The sequence below is a fragment of the Paraburkholderia guartelaensis genome, assembly GCF_004353905.1.
Classification (GTDB): Bacteria; Pseudomonadota; Gammaproteobacteria; order Burkholderiales; family Burkholderiaceae; genus Paraburkholderia; species Paraburkholderia guartelaensis.
Genome location: NZ_SMOD01000011.1, coordinates 1 through 15298, shown reverse-complemented (window position 1 = coordinate 15298; position 15298 = coordinate 1). Strand labels below are relative to the sequence as shown.

General features: G+C 65.9%; 15 protein-coding genes and 1 pseudogene. 6 read left to right on the top strand and 10 right to left on the bottom strand.

All coding sequences use genetic code 11. The annotated features are described in order from the left end of the window. The first annotated feature begins 161 nt into the window (after positions 1–161). Together E1N52_RS16030 and E1N52_RS16025 are read left to right on the top strand one after the other, a co-directional pair. Positions 162–623 (top strand): cupin domain-containing protein, encoded by a 462-nt coding sequence (locus tag E1N52_RS16030; RefSeq protein ID WP_133183743.1) that lies wholly within the window; start codon positions 162–164, stop codon positions 621–623. 77 nt (positions 624–700) lie between these two features. Then, positions 701–1099 (top strand): FKBP-type peptidyl-prolyl cis-trans isomerase, encoded by a 399-nt coding sequence (locus tag E1N52_RS16025; protein ID WP_133183742.1) that lies wholly within the window; start codon positions 701–703, stop codon positions 1097–1099. Positions 1100–1184: 85 nt separating this feature from the next. Here the strand turns inward: E1N52_RS16025 and E1N52_RS16020 are convergent, their stop codons facing one another. The 6 genes from E1N52_RS16020 to E1N52_RS16000 all read right to left on the bottom strand — a co-directional run bounded on the left by E1N52_RS16020 (position 1185) and on the right by E1N52_RS16000 (position 8041). Further along, a complete protein-coding gene (locus E1N52_RS16020) occupies positions 1185–2519 on the bottom strand; it encodes an ABC transporter ATP-binding protein (protein WP_133183741.1) in 1335 nt (444 codons plus the stop codon). 14 nt (positions 2520–2533) lie between these two features. Beyond that, positions 2534–4282, bottom strand: coding sequence for an ABC transporter permease (locus E1N52_RS16015; protein ID WP_133183740.1), 1749 nt, complete (start codon positions 4280–4282; stop codon positions 2534–2536). 206 nt (positions 4283–4488) lie between these two features. After that, positions 4489–4659 (bottom strand): hypothetical protein, encoded by a 171-nt coding sequence (locus E1N52_RS44060; RefSeq protein WP_165979391.1) that lies wholly within the window; start codon positions 4657–4659, stop codon positions 4489–4491. Between the two features lie 876 nt (positions 4660–5535). Next, positions 5536–5934: a hypothetical protein gene (locus tag E1N52_RS16010; protein ID WP_133183739.1), complete on the bottom strand. Its 399-nt coding sequence runs from the start codon at positions 5932–5934 to the stop codon at positions 5536–5538. Positions 5935–6155: 221 nt separating this feature from the next. Then, the gene (locus E1N52_RS16005) at positions 6156–6617 is read right to left on the bottom strand and encodes a zinc-finger-containing protein (protein WP_133183738.1); all 462 of its coding nucleotides are present in this window, start codon (positions 6615–6617) and stop codon (positions 6156–6158) included. A 155-nt stretch (positions 6618–6772) separates the two neighbouring features. Next, on the bottom strand, positions 6773–8041 hold the full coding sequence (locus E1N52_RS16000; protein WP_133183737.1) for an MFS transporter: 1269 nt from the start codon (positions 8039–8041) through the stop codon (positions 6773–6775). A gap of 229 nt (positions 8042–8270) precedes the next feature. Between E1N52_RS16000 and E1N52_RS15995 the strand changes: the two genes are divergently transcribed. Next, positions 8271–8849, top strand: coding sequence for a hypothetical protein (locus E1N52_RS15995; protein WP_205965619.1), 579 nt, complete (start codon positions 8271–8273; stop codon positions 8847–8849). Between the two features lie 165 nt (positions 8850–9014). Then, complete coding sequence (locus E1N52_RS15990) at positions 9015–10334, top strand: DUF2325 domain-containing protein (protein ID WP_133183736.1); 1320 nt, start codon at positions 9015–9017, stop codon at positions 10332–10334. 42 nt (positions 10335–10376) lie between these two features. On the opposite strand, the gene E1N52_RS15985 is transcribed toward E1N52_RS15990, so the two are convergent. The 3 genes from E1N52_RS15985 to E1N52_RS15975 are packed head-to-tail and all read right to left on the bottom strand — an operon-like array spanning position 10377 to position 11908. Further along, positions 10377–10790: a winged helix-turn-helix domain-containing protein gene (locus E1N52_RS15985; RefSeq protein ID WP_246089084.1), complete on the bottom strand. Its 414-nt coding sequence runs from the start codon at positions 10788–10790 to the stop codon at positions 10377–10379. Positions 10791–10839: 49 nt separating this feature from the next. Beyond that, a complete protein-coding gene (locus E1N52_RS15980; protein ID WP_133183735.1) occupies positions 10840–11451 on the bottom strand; it encodes a nitrogen fixation protein NifQ in 612 nt (203 codons plus the stop codon). 28 nt (positions 11452–11479) lie between these two features. Continuing rightward, positions 11480–11908, bottom strand: a complete 429-nt coding sequence (locus E1N52_RS15975; RefSeq protein ID WP_133183734.1) for a TOBE domain-containing protein — start codon at positions 11906–11908, stop codon at positions 11480–11482. 174 nt (positions 11909–12082) lie between these two features. Here E1N52_RS15975 and E1N52_RS15970 point away from each other — a divergent pair, with 174 nt between their 5' ends. Together E1N52_RS15970 and E1N52_RS15965 are read left to right on the top strand one after the other, a co-directional pair. After that, positions 12083–12976, top strand: a complete 894-nt coding sequence (locus E1N52_RS15970) for an extracellular solute-binding protein (protein ID WP_133183733.1) — start codon at positions 12083–12085, stop codon at positions 12974–12976. Further along, complete coding sequence (locus E1N52_RS15965) at positions 12973–14841, top strand: ABC transporter ATP-binding protein/permease (RefSeq protein WP_133183732.1); 1869 nt, start codon at positions 12973–12975, stop codon at positions 14839–14841. The genes E1N52_RS15970 and E1N52_RS15965 overlap by 4 nt, the downstream gene beginning before the upstream one ends. 320 nt (positions 14842–15161) lie before the next feature. On the opposite strand, the pseudogene E1N52_RS15960 reads toward E1N52_RS15965, so the two are convergent. Continuing rightward, positions 15162–15298, bottom strand: a pseudogene (locus tag E1N52_RS15960) (IS5/IS1182 family transposase); the annotation flags it as partial.

Genomic DNA, 15298 nt, shown 5'->3' with positions numbered 1-15298 from the left:
ACCGATACAGCGCAAGCAACGTCGCGGCGCAACGCTGGCAGGGTAAAGTTCTCCGTCTAATCAAGGGTCTGCGAGCGGTGGCATGGTGCGCCGCACGCGCGGCGCGGTGAGTCCCGAAGATGCTCACCTTTCCTCTGCCTTCGCAAATTGTGGAGTCGTCCATGCCGAAGATCGACCTCGCGAGCGTGCCAAAGCGTCAAGGCACCGGCTATCCCGCGCCATTCGACGCGCCGTGCGCCGAGCGCATTCGTCAGCGGCTCGGCGACGCCGGCGGTCTGCGCGACTTTGGCGTCAACTTCATGCACCTGCCGCCGGGGAACTGGTCGAGCCAGCGTCACTGGCATTCGGACGAAGACGAATTCGTCTACGTCCTCGAAGGCGAGTTGACGCTGATCGAGGACGATGGTGAAACCGTGCTGCGCGCGGGGGACTGCGCGGCGTTTGCGAAGCACTCCGGTAACGGACACCACATGATCAACCGGTCGGATCGCGTCGCCGTGTATCTCGAAGTCGGCTCACGTTCGCCGGCAGACGTCATCACCTGCTCCGACGTCGACATGATCAGCCCCACCAGTGACGGACGGTTTCTGCACAAGGACGGCACGCCGTACACCGGCGCCTGAATCGTCATACCGGCAACGAACCGGGACCCAGGCGGCGCGCCCGATATAATCGATTTGCCATTTAACGAGGACATCTCATGAAATCACTGATTGCCCTGGTCGCCGCTGCCACCGTCGCAACGACCGCGTTCGCCGCCAACACCATCGACAAGTTGCCGTCGGGCGTCATCGTCGAGCACATCAAGCAAGGGACCGGTCCGCAACCCACCGCCACCGACGTCGTGCGCGTGAACTATCGCGGCACGCTCGCGAACGGCACCGAATTCGACAGCTCCGACAAGCACGGCGGCCCGGCAACCTTCCCGCTCAATCGCGTGATTCCCTGCTGGACGCAAGGCGTGCAGAAGATGAAGGTCGGCGGCAAGGCGAAGCTGACCTGCCCGGCGGCGACCGCTTATGGCGATCGCGCGGTCGGTCCGATCCCGCCGAACAGCGACCTCACGTTCGAAATCGAGCTGATCGGTATCGGTCAGTAAGGCCAGCAGATTCCGCAGGCAAAAAAACGGGCGGTTGAGGTGTCACCCTCGCCGCCCGTTTTTGCTTTTTACGAGGAAGCAGGCCTTACGCCTCGACGTCCTCGAAGCTGAAGATTTCCGACTGGTCGTTGTACGAAAAGACCTCGCCGTAACGCGCCCACTCGATCACGGTATCGAGCGTTTCTTCGGCGTCGACATCCGAAAGCACGTCCTCCAGTTCCTGCTCGAAGCGCACGCGCGGCGCACGATGGCCCGGGCGCTCGTCGAGCACCTTCTTGATCCGCGCCGCGAGCGGCACGTTGCGCAGCAGGTGATCGGCGAACATGAGCTTGCGCGCCTGCGTGCCCATCTCGGCGAACACGCGTGCGGGCGGCGTGAGCAGCACATCGCCTTCGCGCACGTCGGCAAAGCCGAGCTGCTGGAGCATTTCCACGATCGGGAACAGGTCGTCCACTTCCAGATGCAGCGAGCGCGCGATTTCCGGCATGTCGGCGCGGCCGTGATACGGCGCGGCCGCCAGCGTTTCGATCAGACCCGCCATGATGTTGGTCGACACGTCCGGCAGGCGGCTGCCCACTTCAAGACGGCGAGTCGTGGCCTCGGCGGCTTCGCGCGCCGTCATCTTCGCGTAGATGTCGTCGACGAGCTTGCGGAACGCCGGGTCGAGACGGTTGCGCGGATGCTTGAACGGCACCTTGATCTCGGCCGACACGCGCCCCGGGTTCGACGACAAGACGAGAATGCGGTCGCACATGAACACCGCTTCCTCGATGTTGTGCGTGACGATCAGCACGGACTTGATCGGCAGACGCCCTTGCGTCCACAGATCGAGCAAATCGGTACGCAGCGTTTCGGCGGTCAGCACGTCGAGCGCGGAGAACGGCTCGTCCATGAGCAGGAGCGTCGGGTCGACCACGAGCGCGCGCGCGAAGCCCACGCGCTGGCGCATGCCGCCGGAAAGCTCACGCGGATACGCGTTTTCGAAGCCGTCCAGACCGATCAGGTCGATGGCCGCCAGCGCCCGTTCGCGGCGCTCGCGCGCGCCCACGCCCTGCGCTTCGAGGCCCGCTTCCACGTTCTGCAGCACCGTGAGCCACGGGAACAGCGCGAAGGTCTGGAACACCATCGACACGCCTTCGGCCGGTCCTTCGAGCGGCTTGCCGAGCCAGTTCACCTCGCCTTCGGTCGGCTCGATGAGCCCCGAGATAATGCGCAGCAGCGTGGACTTGCCCGAGCCGGAACGGCCCAGCAAGCCGACGATCTCGCCCTCGCGCAGCGTGAGGTTCACGTCGTCGAGCACGAGGCGCTCGTCCTCTTTCTTCGCGAAGCCACGCGAAACATGCTTGACGGCAAGCACTTCCTCGCCGGGAGCGGGCCGCATCGGCAGCAGGTCGGAAGAGACGATTTTCGGATTCAGCATGATGTCACTCCATCTCAATCGAGGCGCAGCCGGGACTCGGCGTAGGCGTACAGCGGACGCCAGAGTACGCGGTTGAACAACGTAACGAACAGGGACATCATCGCGATGCCCAGAATGATCTTCGGGAAATCGCCGGCGGCGGTCGTTTCTGCGATGTACGCGCCGAGGCCATGCGCGACGACTTTCGTGTCGCCCCATTGCACGAACTCGGAGACGATGCTCGCGTTCCATGCGCCGCCCGACGCCGTGATGGCACCCGTGATGTAGTACGGGAAGATGCCCGGCAGCATGACCTTCTTCCACCATTGCCAGCCACGAATGTGGAAGTTCTTCGCCGCTTCCTTGTAGTCGTTCGGGTACGCGGTCGCGCCTGCGATCACGTTGAAGAGGATGTACCACTGCGTGCCGAGCACGATCAGCGGCGAGAGCCAGATGTCCGGGTTGAGGTGAAAGCGCACGATCACGATCACGAACACCGGGAACAGCAGGTTGGCCGGGAATGCCGCGAGGAACTGCGCGAGCGGCTGGACCTTCTCGGCCAGCGCCGGGCGCAGGCCGATCAGCACGCCGAGCGGCACCCAGATCACCGAAGCGATCACGATCAGCAGCAGCACGCGGAAAAGGGTGATGAGGCCGAGCACGAGCACGTGCCAGACCTCGTCGAGCGTCACGCCGGTACGCACATAGGCCACCACGTGCCATACCACGTACACGGTCAGCGCGATCACGAACACGGCCCAGACGATGTCGCCGAGACGCGAGCGCTTGCTGACCTTGGTGACAACGGGCAGTGCCTTGGGCAGCTGCACGCGCAAAGGCACGCGCGCAAGCGTGGCGAGCAGGAAGCCCATCGGCACGAGCAGGCGATGAATGAGACGCGTGCGGCGAATCAGGTCGAGCAGCCACGACTCAGGTGCTTCCCCCGAGCTCGTGGTTTCCATGCGGAACTTGTCGGCCCACGCGACGAGCGGGCGGAACAGGAACTGGTCGTACGCGAGAATCACCACGATCATCGCGAGAATGACCCAGCCCACGGCATGCAGGTTCTTTTCCGCGATTGCCTGGGCCAGATACGCGCCAACACCGGGCAGCGTGATCGTGTTGTTGCCCACGGTGATCGCTTCGGAGGCCACGACAAAGAACCAGCCGCCCGACATCGACATCATCATGTTCCAGATGAGGCCCGGCATCGAGAACGGCACTTCGAGCTTCCAGAAACGCTGCCAGCCCGTGAGGTGGAAACCTCGCGAGACTTCATCGAGATCGCGCGGCACGGTGCGCAGCGACTGGTAGAAGCTGAAGGTCATGTTCCAGGCCTGGCTCGTGAAGATCGCGAAGATCGCCGCGAGTTCAGCACCGAGCACGCGCGACGGAAACAGCGCGAGAAAGAACGTGACCGTGAACGAGATGTAGCCGAGCACCGGCACCGACTGCAGGATGTCGAGAATCGGCACGAGCACCTGGCCCGCGCGGCGGCTCTTCGCCGCGAGCGTACCGTACACGAGCGTGAAGATGAGCGACGCGACCATGGCCGCCAGCATGCGCAGCGTGGTGCGCATGGCGTACTCGGGCAGGTTGGCCGGATCGAGCGAGATGACCTGGGTCTTGAGCGTGGCGATAGGCGCCATCGTCTCGTGAAAGCCCACGGCCGCCATTGCGATCAGGCCGATCATCAGCGGGAACGCGACGAAGTCCCAGCGGTTCGGCAGCACGCGCCACGCCGAGGCGTTGGCCGTGCGGTTCAGGTCGAAGCTGAACGCCATTAGCGGCCTCCGTTAGCGAATACAGGCGTGGGCACGAACACGCAGGCGCAGGCGCGCGCTGCGCGGCGGGTCGTTCGCAATGTGTGGTTGAACTTATTCATGTCGAAGCACCGGCTTTGGGTTATTGCTCGAATCCCTCGCGCGGCGCGTACGGCCGGCCGGGCCGGCTGGGCGTACGCGCGGGGATCCGTTACTGCTTGTCTGATTCAGACCCGAAACACGCGCGCTCGCAGGTCTCGCCAGCGCGCGGCGAGTCGCGATTTCCGGCAGGGCGGCGGGGCGCTCGCGCGCTGACGCGCGCAGAGCTCATCGGGATGGAGGGTGTGCTGCGTTGGCTGCAGATCCGACAGGTGCGGCAAAAGAAGGCCGAATTTCATACTGGTTCTCCTGGCGTCGCGGGGGACGCTTTGGGAGGAAAGCCAGCAGACCCGGCAGAGCGCAATCTTTCAGCGCGCGGCGGCTCGCGTCTGCCCGCTTTCCTCAGTGCAATTCAAAAGGAAGCGGCATAACGGATAACTGTCACTGTCAGACATCGGAACTCCTTATCGTCACGGCGGCTGACCCCAGGGCTTGCATCGGGCCGGTGGCTCGAACGCGAAGCGGCTTCAAGGGCCTCAAGGCGCGCATGTGTCGATCCGCGCGTCGCGCACAGGGCGCAACGAACGAACCGTGCCGCAAGCGCGCATCGATCAGGGCGGGCTTACGGCGCGATGTCGGCCATCCGCGGCGCTCGATACGGTCAAGGCGCTGCGGCGTCGGTCGACGCTATTCAAGAGTGCACGAGGATTTACTGCTGGACGCGCACCATCTGCCTGGCTGGCAAGACGGCGGCTGAAAGAAAGGGAGCGCGGACGTCCTGCCGGTCAGGCAGCGAAACTGTTCGAAGATCGACAACTGCTACTGTCCAAGGCGTCAGCCCCTTTTGTTAAGACGGGCGAATTTTAGGCGCGCCACCTGTCTGAAGTCAACACGATTCGCGTCCCGCGTCAAATCTCGTGCCAATGTCGCCACAGCGCCCGCTGGCGGCCCGCGTCGGGCTCACCCCAAGTTCGCTCCAGCGCATCCCACGCTCAACCAGAGCGGCCATGCATTTTTTGGGGATGCATCGCCTGCGGCCTTCCGTCAATCGCCTCGATCCGGCTCGTCTCTCAAAGAGGGATCGTTCACTTCACCATACTGCCTGCTACCCACTGCGTCTGTGCGACGACGGTCATTCAACCTGGTCGCAATGTGCGTACCCGGCGTCCCTCGCGTCACGCGCTCTTGCGCAATGCCTGCTGGCTGGCATCGCCCGCGCCCATGCGCTCGAGCCGCTCGCTTGCCTCGGTCAGCGCCCACAGCGGCGCGCTTTGCAGCTGCCGGTCGTACACATTCACGAGCTTAGCAACCGACTCGAAGTCCGCTTCCTCCAGTTGCCAGCCGCCGCCCGTGTTGCCGCGCTCGAAGCAGGCGATCAGCGCGGCATCGGCCGCTCGCACCTGTTCTGGTTCAAGGACGCCATATCCGGCCTCCGCAATCGATTGCGCGAGCACGTGAGCATGAAGCAAGGCCCGTGCGTCGTCGCCGGTGCCGCCGCGGCGCAACGCCGCGAGTGCGAGATGCACTTGCAGCGCGAGCTCGTTGGCGACCGCGTGCGGGATCGGCAGCAACATCGACTTGCTGCGTCGGGGGCGACCGGCTTGCGAGCGCTGCGGAAAAGGGATGGTCCTGGCCATGGAAGGGCAAGTAAGAGTCTGTTCCGTGCAATAACGGCACGCCGCGCCGAAGGTTAAGCGTCGACCCTCAAATCGAATGTAACTATCAGTGACAGACATGCGCCGCGCATCGCCGGTCGGTCGGGCGACCGGTTGGCCGTGGCCGCGAAACCATCGACTCAGCGCGGCTCGCGCTCGCCGCCCTCAGCGCGCCGCGCAGCCATGAACGCCTCGATGTGGGCGATGGCCTGCTCGCATTGCTCGAGGCTCAGGAGGTGGATCGACGGATTGGGCAGGTCGAAGCCCAGCTCCTCCCCCAGCCAGCGGATGGCCTTGCCGCGCGCCTCGAAGGCGTTGACCTTGTCGCGCCGCATCTTCGCGGCCACCAGCGGTTCGAGTGCGTCGTGCAGGCGGCTCTTGGCGTCGCGCAGGGCGGCGTTGGCAAGCCGGCCGAGCGGCACGTTGCGCGTACTGCGCGCGGGCACGCCGATCCAGGCCTCACAGGGCGTGCAGACCCAGAGCGGGCCGTGATCGTCGCGATACGGGTAGGCCTCGTCGGCAAAGCGCGCGAGCACCGCTTTCGCGCCGCAGTAGTCGCACAGCGGCTGCGGCAGCGCCTTGACGGGGCGGCCTACGCGCATGCGGCGCTCCTTGGGGCGATGGTCGATGGATGCATGACTTGACGGGTGAATGACAGAAACGGTGGTCCGCCGCGGGCGGACCCTGGAGAAAGGATAACGGCAAACCCCGGCGCACGGCATCGGCGGGACGGGGCGCCGCAGGCTGCCGCGCGCGCTCAGTTCGCGCTTGCGGTGGCGTGCGCCTCTTCGCGCTCGAGCGAGCGCGTGTCGCGCAGGGCCGGGAAGAGCCGCATCCACAGCAGTGCGACGCAGATCGTCGCCACGCCGCCCACCAGCACGGCGCGCTGCGCGCCCCACCAGCCCGCCGTGAGCCCCGACTCGAACTCGCCAAGCTGGTTCGACGTGCCAATGAACAGCGAATTGACCGCGCTCACGCGGCCGAGCTTTTCGTCGGGCGTACGCAACTGCACGAGCGACGTGCGCACGACCACGCTCACCACGTCCGACGCGCCAAGCACCGCCAGCGCCATCAGCGACAGGACGATGTTGTGCGAAAGCCCGAACGCAATCGTCGCGCAGCCGAACACGATCACGCCGCCGAACATCGCGAGACCCGGCCGGCGCCGCAGCGGAAAGTGCGCGAGCCAGATCGAACCCGCCAACGCGCCCGCGGCCGTCGCCGAGCGCAAGAGACCGAGCGCGATGGGCCCGGCATGCAGGATGTCGCGGGCGAACACGGGCAAGAGCGCCGTCGCGCCGCCGAACAGCACTGCGAACAGATCGAGCGACAACGCGCCGAGAATGACGGGCTGCGAACGGATGAACGCGATGCCCGAGAACACCGATTCGAGCGTGACGGGCGCACGTGCGGGCGGTTTGGCGCGCAGCGGGATCGTGCCCGAGAGCGTGGCGGCCGCCGCGAATGCGATTGAGCAGGCCGCGTAGGCCGGCGTCGCGCCGATGCCGTACAGCAGGCCACCCAGCGCCGGGCCGACGATGTTCGCCGTCTGGTTCGCCGAGGTCGACCACGCGGTCGCGTTCGGCAGTTGCGAGCGCGGGACGACGCCCGGCAGCAGGGACGAAATGGCGGGCGACTCGAACGCGCGCGCCGCGCCCACGCACGCGGCCAGGGCGTAGATGAGCGGCGCGCTCAGCCAGCCGCCGACCGTGCCGGCCGCAAAGGTCAGTGCGGCGGCGCATTCGATGAGCTGGCAGACGGAGGCGATGCGTCTGCGGTCGTAGCGGTCCGCCACGTGGCCGACGACGAGCGTGAGGCAGAACATCGGCAGGAACTGCGCGAGGCCAACGAGACCGAGCGCGAACGCGCTATGCGTGAGCGCGTAGATGTGCCAGCCCATGGCGACGGCGAGCATCTGGAACGCGAGCGACGACAGCACGCGCGCGCCATAGAAGCGCTGGAAGCCGCGATTGCGCGAAAGACTGGGCGGGTCGTCGGACGCCGCCTCCGGAGAAGGTGTGGTCATTGAACAGCGGGAAAAAGCGAAAAATCGGGTGCGTGCGCAACCAGGTACCAGCGAGGCGCAAAGCGGCAATTTTAGTTCATGCGACGTGGCGCCACAGGAACACGGGGCCGCACGATTCATGCGCTCCGTCTCTGAATCGTTATATCCTATAGAATACATCGAACGACCATCCAGCAGACGGAGGCAGGAATTGGCGAGTAGTCGGCGCCTCGTAAGCGCAACATCGGCAATGTCGATACCGCAGGCACGCCGCGCACCCGCGCCAGCCGGCGCGGACGGCTTCGCGGCTACGATCACCACGCTGCGTCCCGCGTCGGGGCACGAGCGCGCGGAGCTGATCCGCGACGTGATCGACGCGTTCCGGCGGCTGCGCAACAGCATCGAGCGCTTCGAGCGCATGCTCGCGCGTGGCGACAGCGCTAGCGCAGACGGCATGGGTGGCGCGCCTGCGGCGCAAGCCGGGGCGTCGCTGCAGCCGCTTCTCGTCGTGCTCGCGCGGCGCATCGATCTTGCCCGCTTCACCCGCCAGCGCGAACTCAAGCGCGCGATTCGCGACGCGCGCCGCCTCGACAAGACGCGCGATGCGCTTTTCAGCGACGCGTTCTGTCTCGATACCGAAGCGCTGCGCCGCACCGTGGCCGAACTGGAGCGGCTCGATGCGGCCTTCGTCGGGCTCGGCGTCGAACATGTGCTCGCGCAATACGCGAACGCGGCCGAAGCGCATTCCGAAGCACGCTGCGAAGCGCAATCGTGCGAGACGGCCGCGGGCCGCTCAGTCGCCAAAGCTGTCACCGTCACCGCTGCCTGAACCGCGTTTGGCCGCCATCCGGCTATCGTTATATTCCGTGGTATATTGCGCTGTCGACGCGCGGCCAGCCGGGGGCGCCTAGCCGGGGGCGCCTAGCCAGTCGAGGCACAGTCGCCGCTCACGCCCATGCGCAGCCCCGCGTTCCGCAGTGGATCAGAGGTCACCATGCACGCACCGCCGTTCCGCCTCGCCCGCACGCCGGGCAGCACATCTGCCGAAGAGACCACGCTGCGCGCCATGGCGAGCGCAGACTGCTGCGGCCCTTCGCAAGCCGAACTCGCCCGCGCACGTCAGCGCACGCGCCTCGTCGACCTCGACGCCCATCTGCACTGCTCCATCATCGGCACCTGTCTGAGCACGCACGAACTGCGCAAGCTCGTCCCGAAATTCACCCGGCTCGACGCTCAGCGCGCGAGCGATCTCGAGATCCACCATGCCGCCGTCGAGCTGGCGATACAAGGTGGCGCGGGCGGCAAGGCACTGCAAAAAGCCCTCGACACGCGCTATGCAGGCGCATTGCGCCGTTTCGCCAGTGCGCGCGACACGCAGGCCGTGCTCGCGCTCTGGAATGAATCGCTCGCGAACGGTGACATCCCGCCCGCGTACTGGGCGGTGATGACGCATCCGGTCACGACGATGGAAGTACGCCAGGCCGCGTTCGGCGAAATGCACATGCTCTCGCACCTGGTTGGCGCGGCCAATCGCGCAGACTTGCGCCGGCTCGTCGCCCTGGAAGCGGAAAACGCCGAACTCCAGACGAGGATCGAGCGCCAGCAGGCGCGCCTGCACGAGATGAGCCGCGAGCGCGACGCGGCGCGCCAGGCCCTCGATGCGCAAACCGCGCAGATGGCGGCGCAGCGCGAGACGCCGCCGCAGCACGCGCAACTCGAAGCGCTGCAGGAAGCGCTCGCGGCACGCGACGCGCGGGTCGCGCTGCACACGAGCCGCCGCGAGATCGCCGAGCAGCGCGCGAATGCCGATGCCGCCGCGCTCCACACGCTGCGCGCGCAGCTCGACGAAGCCCATGCATTGATCGACGCCTTGCGCGCCGAAGTCCACGCGATGGAGCAAACAACGCAGGCGCACGAAGACCCGCAGGCCCAACGCGCGCTTCCGGAGAATGCGCTCAAGGGCCGCCGCATCGTCTACGTAGGAGGAAGGCCGGGGTCGAATCACGCGCTCAAGCGCTGGGTGGAGTCGGCGGGAGGCGAGTTGACCGTGCACGACGGTGGCGTGGAGGATCGCAAGGGCCTGCTCGCCGCAGCGCTCGCGAACGCGGATCTCGCAGTGTTTCCCGTGGACTGCATCGACCACGATTCGATGAGCACGCTCAAGCGCGTGTGCGAACGGCATCAGGTCACGTGGCACCCATTGCGCACGGCGAGTCTTGCCAGCTTCGTCGAATTGATGATTCGGCTGCATGCGAACGCGACGCCCACGCTCGCCGCAGTGCCCGTCTCGCGTTTCTGCTTGCGCCACGGCTAGGCGCCTGGCGTCGGCGGCAGTGCGCTGCCGCATCACGTCACATCAGCTCTTCACGAGTTTGACGAGCGCTTCGATCTCGGCCTCGCAGACCGCTGCTGCTCGCGCCTCGATGCTGCGATACAGGCGCACGATCTCTTCGCCCACCGGCGTGAGCATGCTGCCGCCACCGCTCTGCCCGCCATGCTCAGATACCGTGGCCGGCGACTCCAGCGCGCGGTTGAGTTCATCCATCAACAGCCACGCACGCCGGTACGACATATTCATGCTGCGCGCCGCAGCCGAGATCGAGCCGTGCTCGCGAACGGCTTCGAGCAGCGACACCTTGCCTGGCCCGAGCGCGATCGTGCCGTCCTGAATGATGCGCATGCGAAAACGCACCTCGGGTCGGGCCGGTTTCTGCGCCTGTGCAGGCGCGGGAGCGTCTTCGCGCGGTTGATCGTTGGGGGACTTGGTCATGCGCGCAAGCATACACGATGCGTGCTACGCGCCGTTCCCCTCTGCATGGCTAACGCCCGGTGGGGAAGCAGAAGCCGAAGTCCTCGCAGCCGGGACAACCGGGCGCAGGGCCTGGCGTCGCGCCCGATGCCAGCGCGAGTTCGCGCGCCAGCAGCTTTTTCCAGCGCAAGCCTTCCACGTTGCGCGCCACGACCTCGGGAAAGAAGCGCTCCAGCATGTTTGTCACGTCATCGCGGCCACGCAGGCCGAGATCGCGCCACAGATGATCGGGTCGCAGGCACGCGTGGGCGATGATCGCGGCAAGGCAACGCACGTCGTCGGGGTCGGCTTGCGGGGCGGCAAGTGCAACGAGAAAGGCATGCATTGCCGTGGCGAATGCGGCATGGGACGCATCCGCCATCACGTGCGTGTGCGGCGCTTCATTCGTGACCGCACACACGAAGTGCCGCGCACCGAGCGCGTCGAACTGCGCGCGCGTTAAACCGAGCAACGGCAATTCGCCGCGCACCTCGCGCGCCGCGACGAGCCGCGCGAAGAGCCAGGCGTCGGGCGTGCGCGGCGCCTCCGGCGCCCCCGTCAGCGCGTCGCAGCGCGCGGCGGCCAGCGCATCGAAATTGCCTTGCGGCGGCGGCGCGCCGGAGTCCTGACTGCCTTGAGTCATTGCGCTTACGTGCGATCGAAGCCGCGCATCAACCGTCTACGCCGACGATCACGCTCGATGCCTTGAAGAGCGCCGCAGCCTGCTTGCCCGCCGCGAGGCCGAGACGATCGACGCTGTCGTTCGTCACGATGGCCGCGATCTGCGCGCCGCCCGGCGCCGCGAGCACGACTTCCGCATTCACCGCGCCCTTCGTGACCGACGAAACCGTGCCCGCCACGACATTGCGCGTGGACACCTTGCTTGCATCGCCATCGACCATCAGGATCACCGACGATGCCTTCACGAGCGCGAAGGCGGGCTTGCCAGCGGCGAGACCCAGCGAAGCAGCGCTGCCATGCGTGATGATTGCGACGATCTCGAGGCCGCCGTCGGCGTGCAGCGTGACTTCGTCGTTGACAGCGCCGGCCTTGACCGCGCTGATCTGGCCGGAGAAATGGTTGCGGGCGCTGGTACGCATGAGGACCTCCACAATTGAACAGAACAATGAAACGGGAATGAACTGGAACCTCAGTTTAGCCGTGTCAGTGTGACGCGCACAGGCATTGATCGCCAAAATAGCCAATGTCACAAACACATGAATACAGCAGTCCATCGTAATATATGGGCCTTTATAACGAACGGGGTGTCGAACATGTTTATCCGCAAGCTGGTGGCCTCAGTCGTCGTGATGAGCGGTGTGATGGGCGCGATGGGTGCCAGCGCCAACGCATTCGCCGACGAATCCGATGTCAACGTGCTCTATGCAGGCTCGCTCGTGAACCTCATGGAAAAGAGCGTGGGCCCCGCGTTCGAAAAGGAAACAGGCCTGCATTTCAAGGGCTATGCGGCCGGCTCGAACAAGATCGCCAATGAGATCAAGGGCAAGCTGCGCCGCGGCGATGTGTTCATCAGCGCGAGCCCGAAGGTCAACACGAGCCTCATGGGCGATGCCAACGGCAATCACGTTACGTGGTACGTGAATTTCGCCGAATCGCCGCTCTTGATCGGCTACAACCCGAAGAGCCGTTTCGCCAACGACTTCAAGACGAAGAAGTGGGATCAGGTGCTACAGGAACCGGGCATCCGCCTTGGCCGCACCGATCCGAAGCTCGACCCGAAGGGCGCCTTCACCGTCGAACTCATGACGAAGGCCGCGCAGGCGTACAACCAGCCTGACCTCGTGCAGAAGACACTTGGCGCGCCGGAAAATCCCGAGCAGGTGCTGCCGGAAGAAACGCTCGTTGGCCGTCTGCAGTCGGGTCAGCTCGACGCGGGCTTCTTCTACTCGACCGAAACGTCCGACCTGAAGATTCCGGCGATCCACCCGGCGCCCGAACTGAAGATCAAGGCGAACTACACGCTCACGATTCTCAACGACGCCCCCAACAGCGCCGGCGCCGCGCGCTTCGTGAACTTCCTGCTTTCGGCGGAAGGCCGCAAGCTGCTCGCCGAGCACGGCGTGGATGTGACGAAGCCTGCCGTCAACGGTCAGACCCAGGCGATCCCGCCGTCGGTGCAAGCCGTAATCGACGCCGCACAGCAATGACACAAGCCGCGCAACGTGCCGAACAGGTTGCCGTGAAACGCTCCCAGCCGCTCTGGTGGCTCGGCGCGCTGCTCGCGGTCTACCTGTGCGCGCCGTTTGTTGCGAGCATTCCGCAGATCGGGCAGGCGGACTGGGCCGGCGTCGACTGGCACGCCACCTGGTCGGCGGTCGGCGTGTCGGTCGCGAGCGCGAGCGTGGCCGCGCTCATCATCCTGCTGGGCGGCGTGCCACTCGGCTACTGGCTCGCGCGTTCGCGTGCGCGCGGCATTGCCCTGCTCGGCTTCGTCGTGCAGTTGCCGCTCGCGCTGCCGCCGCTCACGAGCGGCGTGCTGCTGCTGTTTCTGATCGGGCCGTATAGCGGCATCGGCCAGCTCTTCGGCGGCTCGCTCACCGACTCCTTCACGGGCATCGTGCTCGCCGAGACCTTCGTGGCGGCGCCCTTCCTGATCGTCGCGGCGCGCTCGGCGTTCAGCGCCGTCGATCCCGTCTACGACGACGTGGCCGCCACGCTCGGCCATCATGCCGCCAGCCGTTTCTTTCGCGTCACGCTGCCCATTGCGTGGCCCGCCATCCGCGCGGGTCTCGCGCTCGCCTGGCTGCGCGCGTTCGGCGAATTCGGCGCGACCGTGATGGTCGCGTATCACCCGTATTCGCTGCCTGTGTATACCTACGTTGTGTTCGGCGGCCAAGGCTTGCCCGCGATGATGCCGCTCCTGCTGCCTACGCTCGGCATTGCGATCATCTGCGCGGTGCTCTCCGTCTATAGCCGCAGCGCGCGCTCGACGCTGGCGGTGAACCTGGACAACGGCGACGAGCTCACCAGTATCACGCCAGCCGCCACCGCGGCAGAAAATGCGGAGCTGCGTCTTGCCTTCGCGGTGCGCCGGCATCTCGGCGCGTTCACGCTCGATGTGGCGTGGCAGCCGCAAACGCGCCGGCTCGCGATCATCGGTCCTTCGGGCTCGGGCAAGTCGCTCGCGCTGCGCATCATCGCCGGGCTCGAACGCAACGACGCGGGCTCCGTCACGCTCGGCGCGACCGACCTCGGCGCACTGCCGCCCGAGCGCCGCCAGATCGGCTACATGCCGCAGGATTACGGGCTCTTTCCACACATGACGGTGGCGCAGCAGCTCGCGTTTCCCGTCGATGCCGACGCGGCCAGCGCACGCTACTGGCTCGCCCACCTCGGCCTCGACACGCTCACCGAGCGCCTGCCTCGCCAGCTCTCGTTCGGCCAGCGCCAGCGCGTGGCGCTCGCGCGCGCGCTCACGCGGCACACGCAACTGCTGCTGTTCGACGAACCGTTCGCCGCGCTCGACACGCCACGGCGCCGCCGACTCCAGCAGTCGCTGCGAGCGCTTCAACGCGAGGTAGGCGCGGTAACGGTGATCGTTACGCACGACCCCGACGAAGCGGCGCTGCTCGCCGACGAAGTGCTCGTAATCGAACAGGGATGCGTGCTGCAGGCGGGTGCCGTGGCCGACGTGTTCCAGCGGCCCGCCACGCTGCGCGTGGCCGAACTGCTCGGCTTGCACAACGTCGGCGAAGGGATCGTGCGTGCTGGCGGCACGATCGAAACGCCTACGGGACTGCGCCTGCCCTGCGCCGATAGATCGCTTGCGGTAGGCTCGCGCGTGATGTGGCGAGTCTCGCCGCGCGCGCTCGTCGCGACGCAAGAAGGCGCGTGGCACGGGCGCATTGCGGGCACGTCGCTGCGTCACGGCGACCGCTACGTTACCGTCGAGATCGCCGGAAAAACCTTCGATATCGCCGCAGAAGATGCGCCGGCATCGCCTACCGGCGAGCTGCGCTTCGCCATCGAAGCGAACGGCGTGCTCGCCTGGCCGGCATCGCAAGGCGCCTGACTCACGGCTCCTGAAAACGCTCACCTTTCGCGGCGAAGCACCAGCACCGGCGTCGCCCCCGTTGACAAAAAAGCCCCTTTTACAGGGGCTTTTTCCATGAGCGGTTAGCGATCCGATGCGCAATTCCGCACCGTTTTTCACGCTTCCCGAAAATGCTCACCTTTAGCAGGCCGCTGAAATACAGCCCAACGGAGACGGCCTTGTTCCGCTTACGCGGCTCCTGCCGCAAAATTTTTCAGATTGCGCAATCTCAACGCGAATTCAACGTTGTTTCGGCGGTTTGAGGCTACTTTTTTGGCCTCATTGCCGCTTTCCCGCCACTATGGACGCACCTGTGCCAGCGATCGCATGCGCACAAGGTTGTAGGCCGCCATATTCAACACGAACATCTGGTCCACCTTCTTCAAGCCACGCACCATCACCTGGCGCATGCGCCCCACGGTCTTGGCCCAGCCGA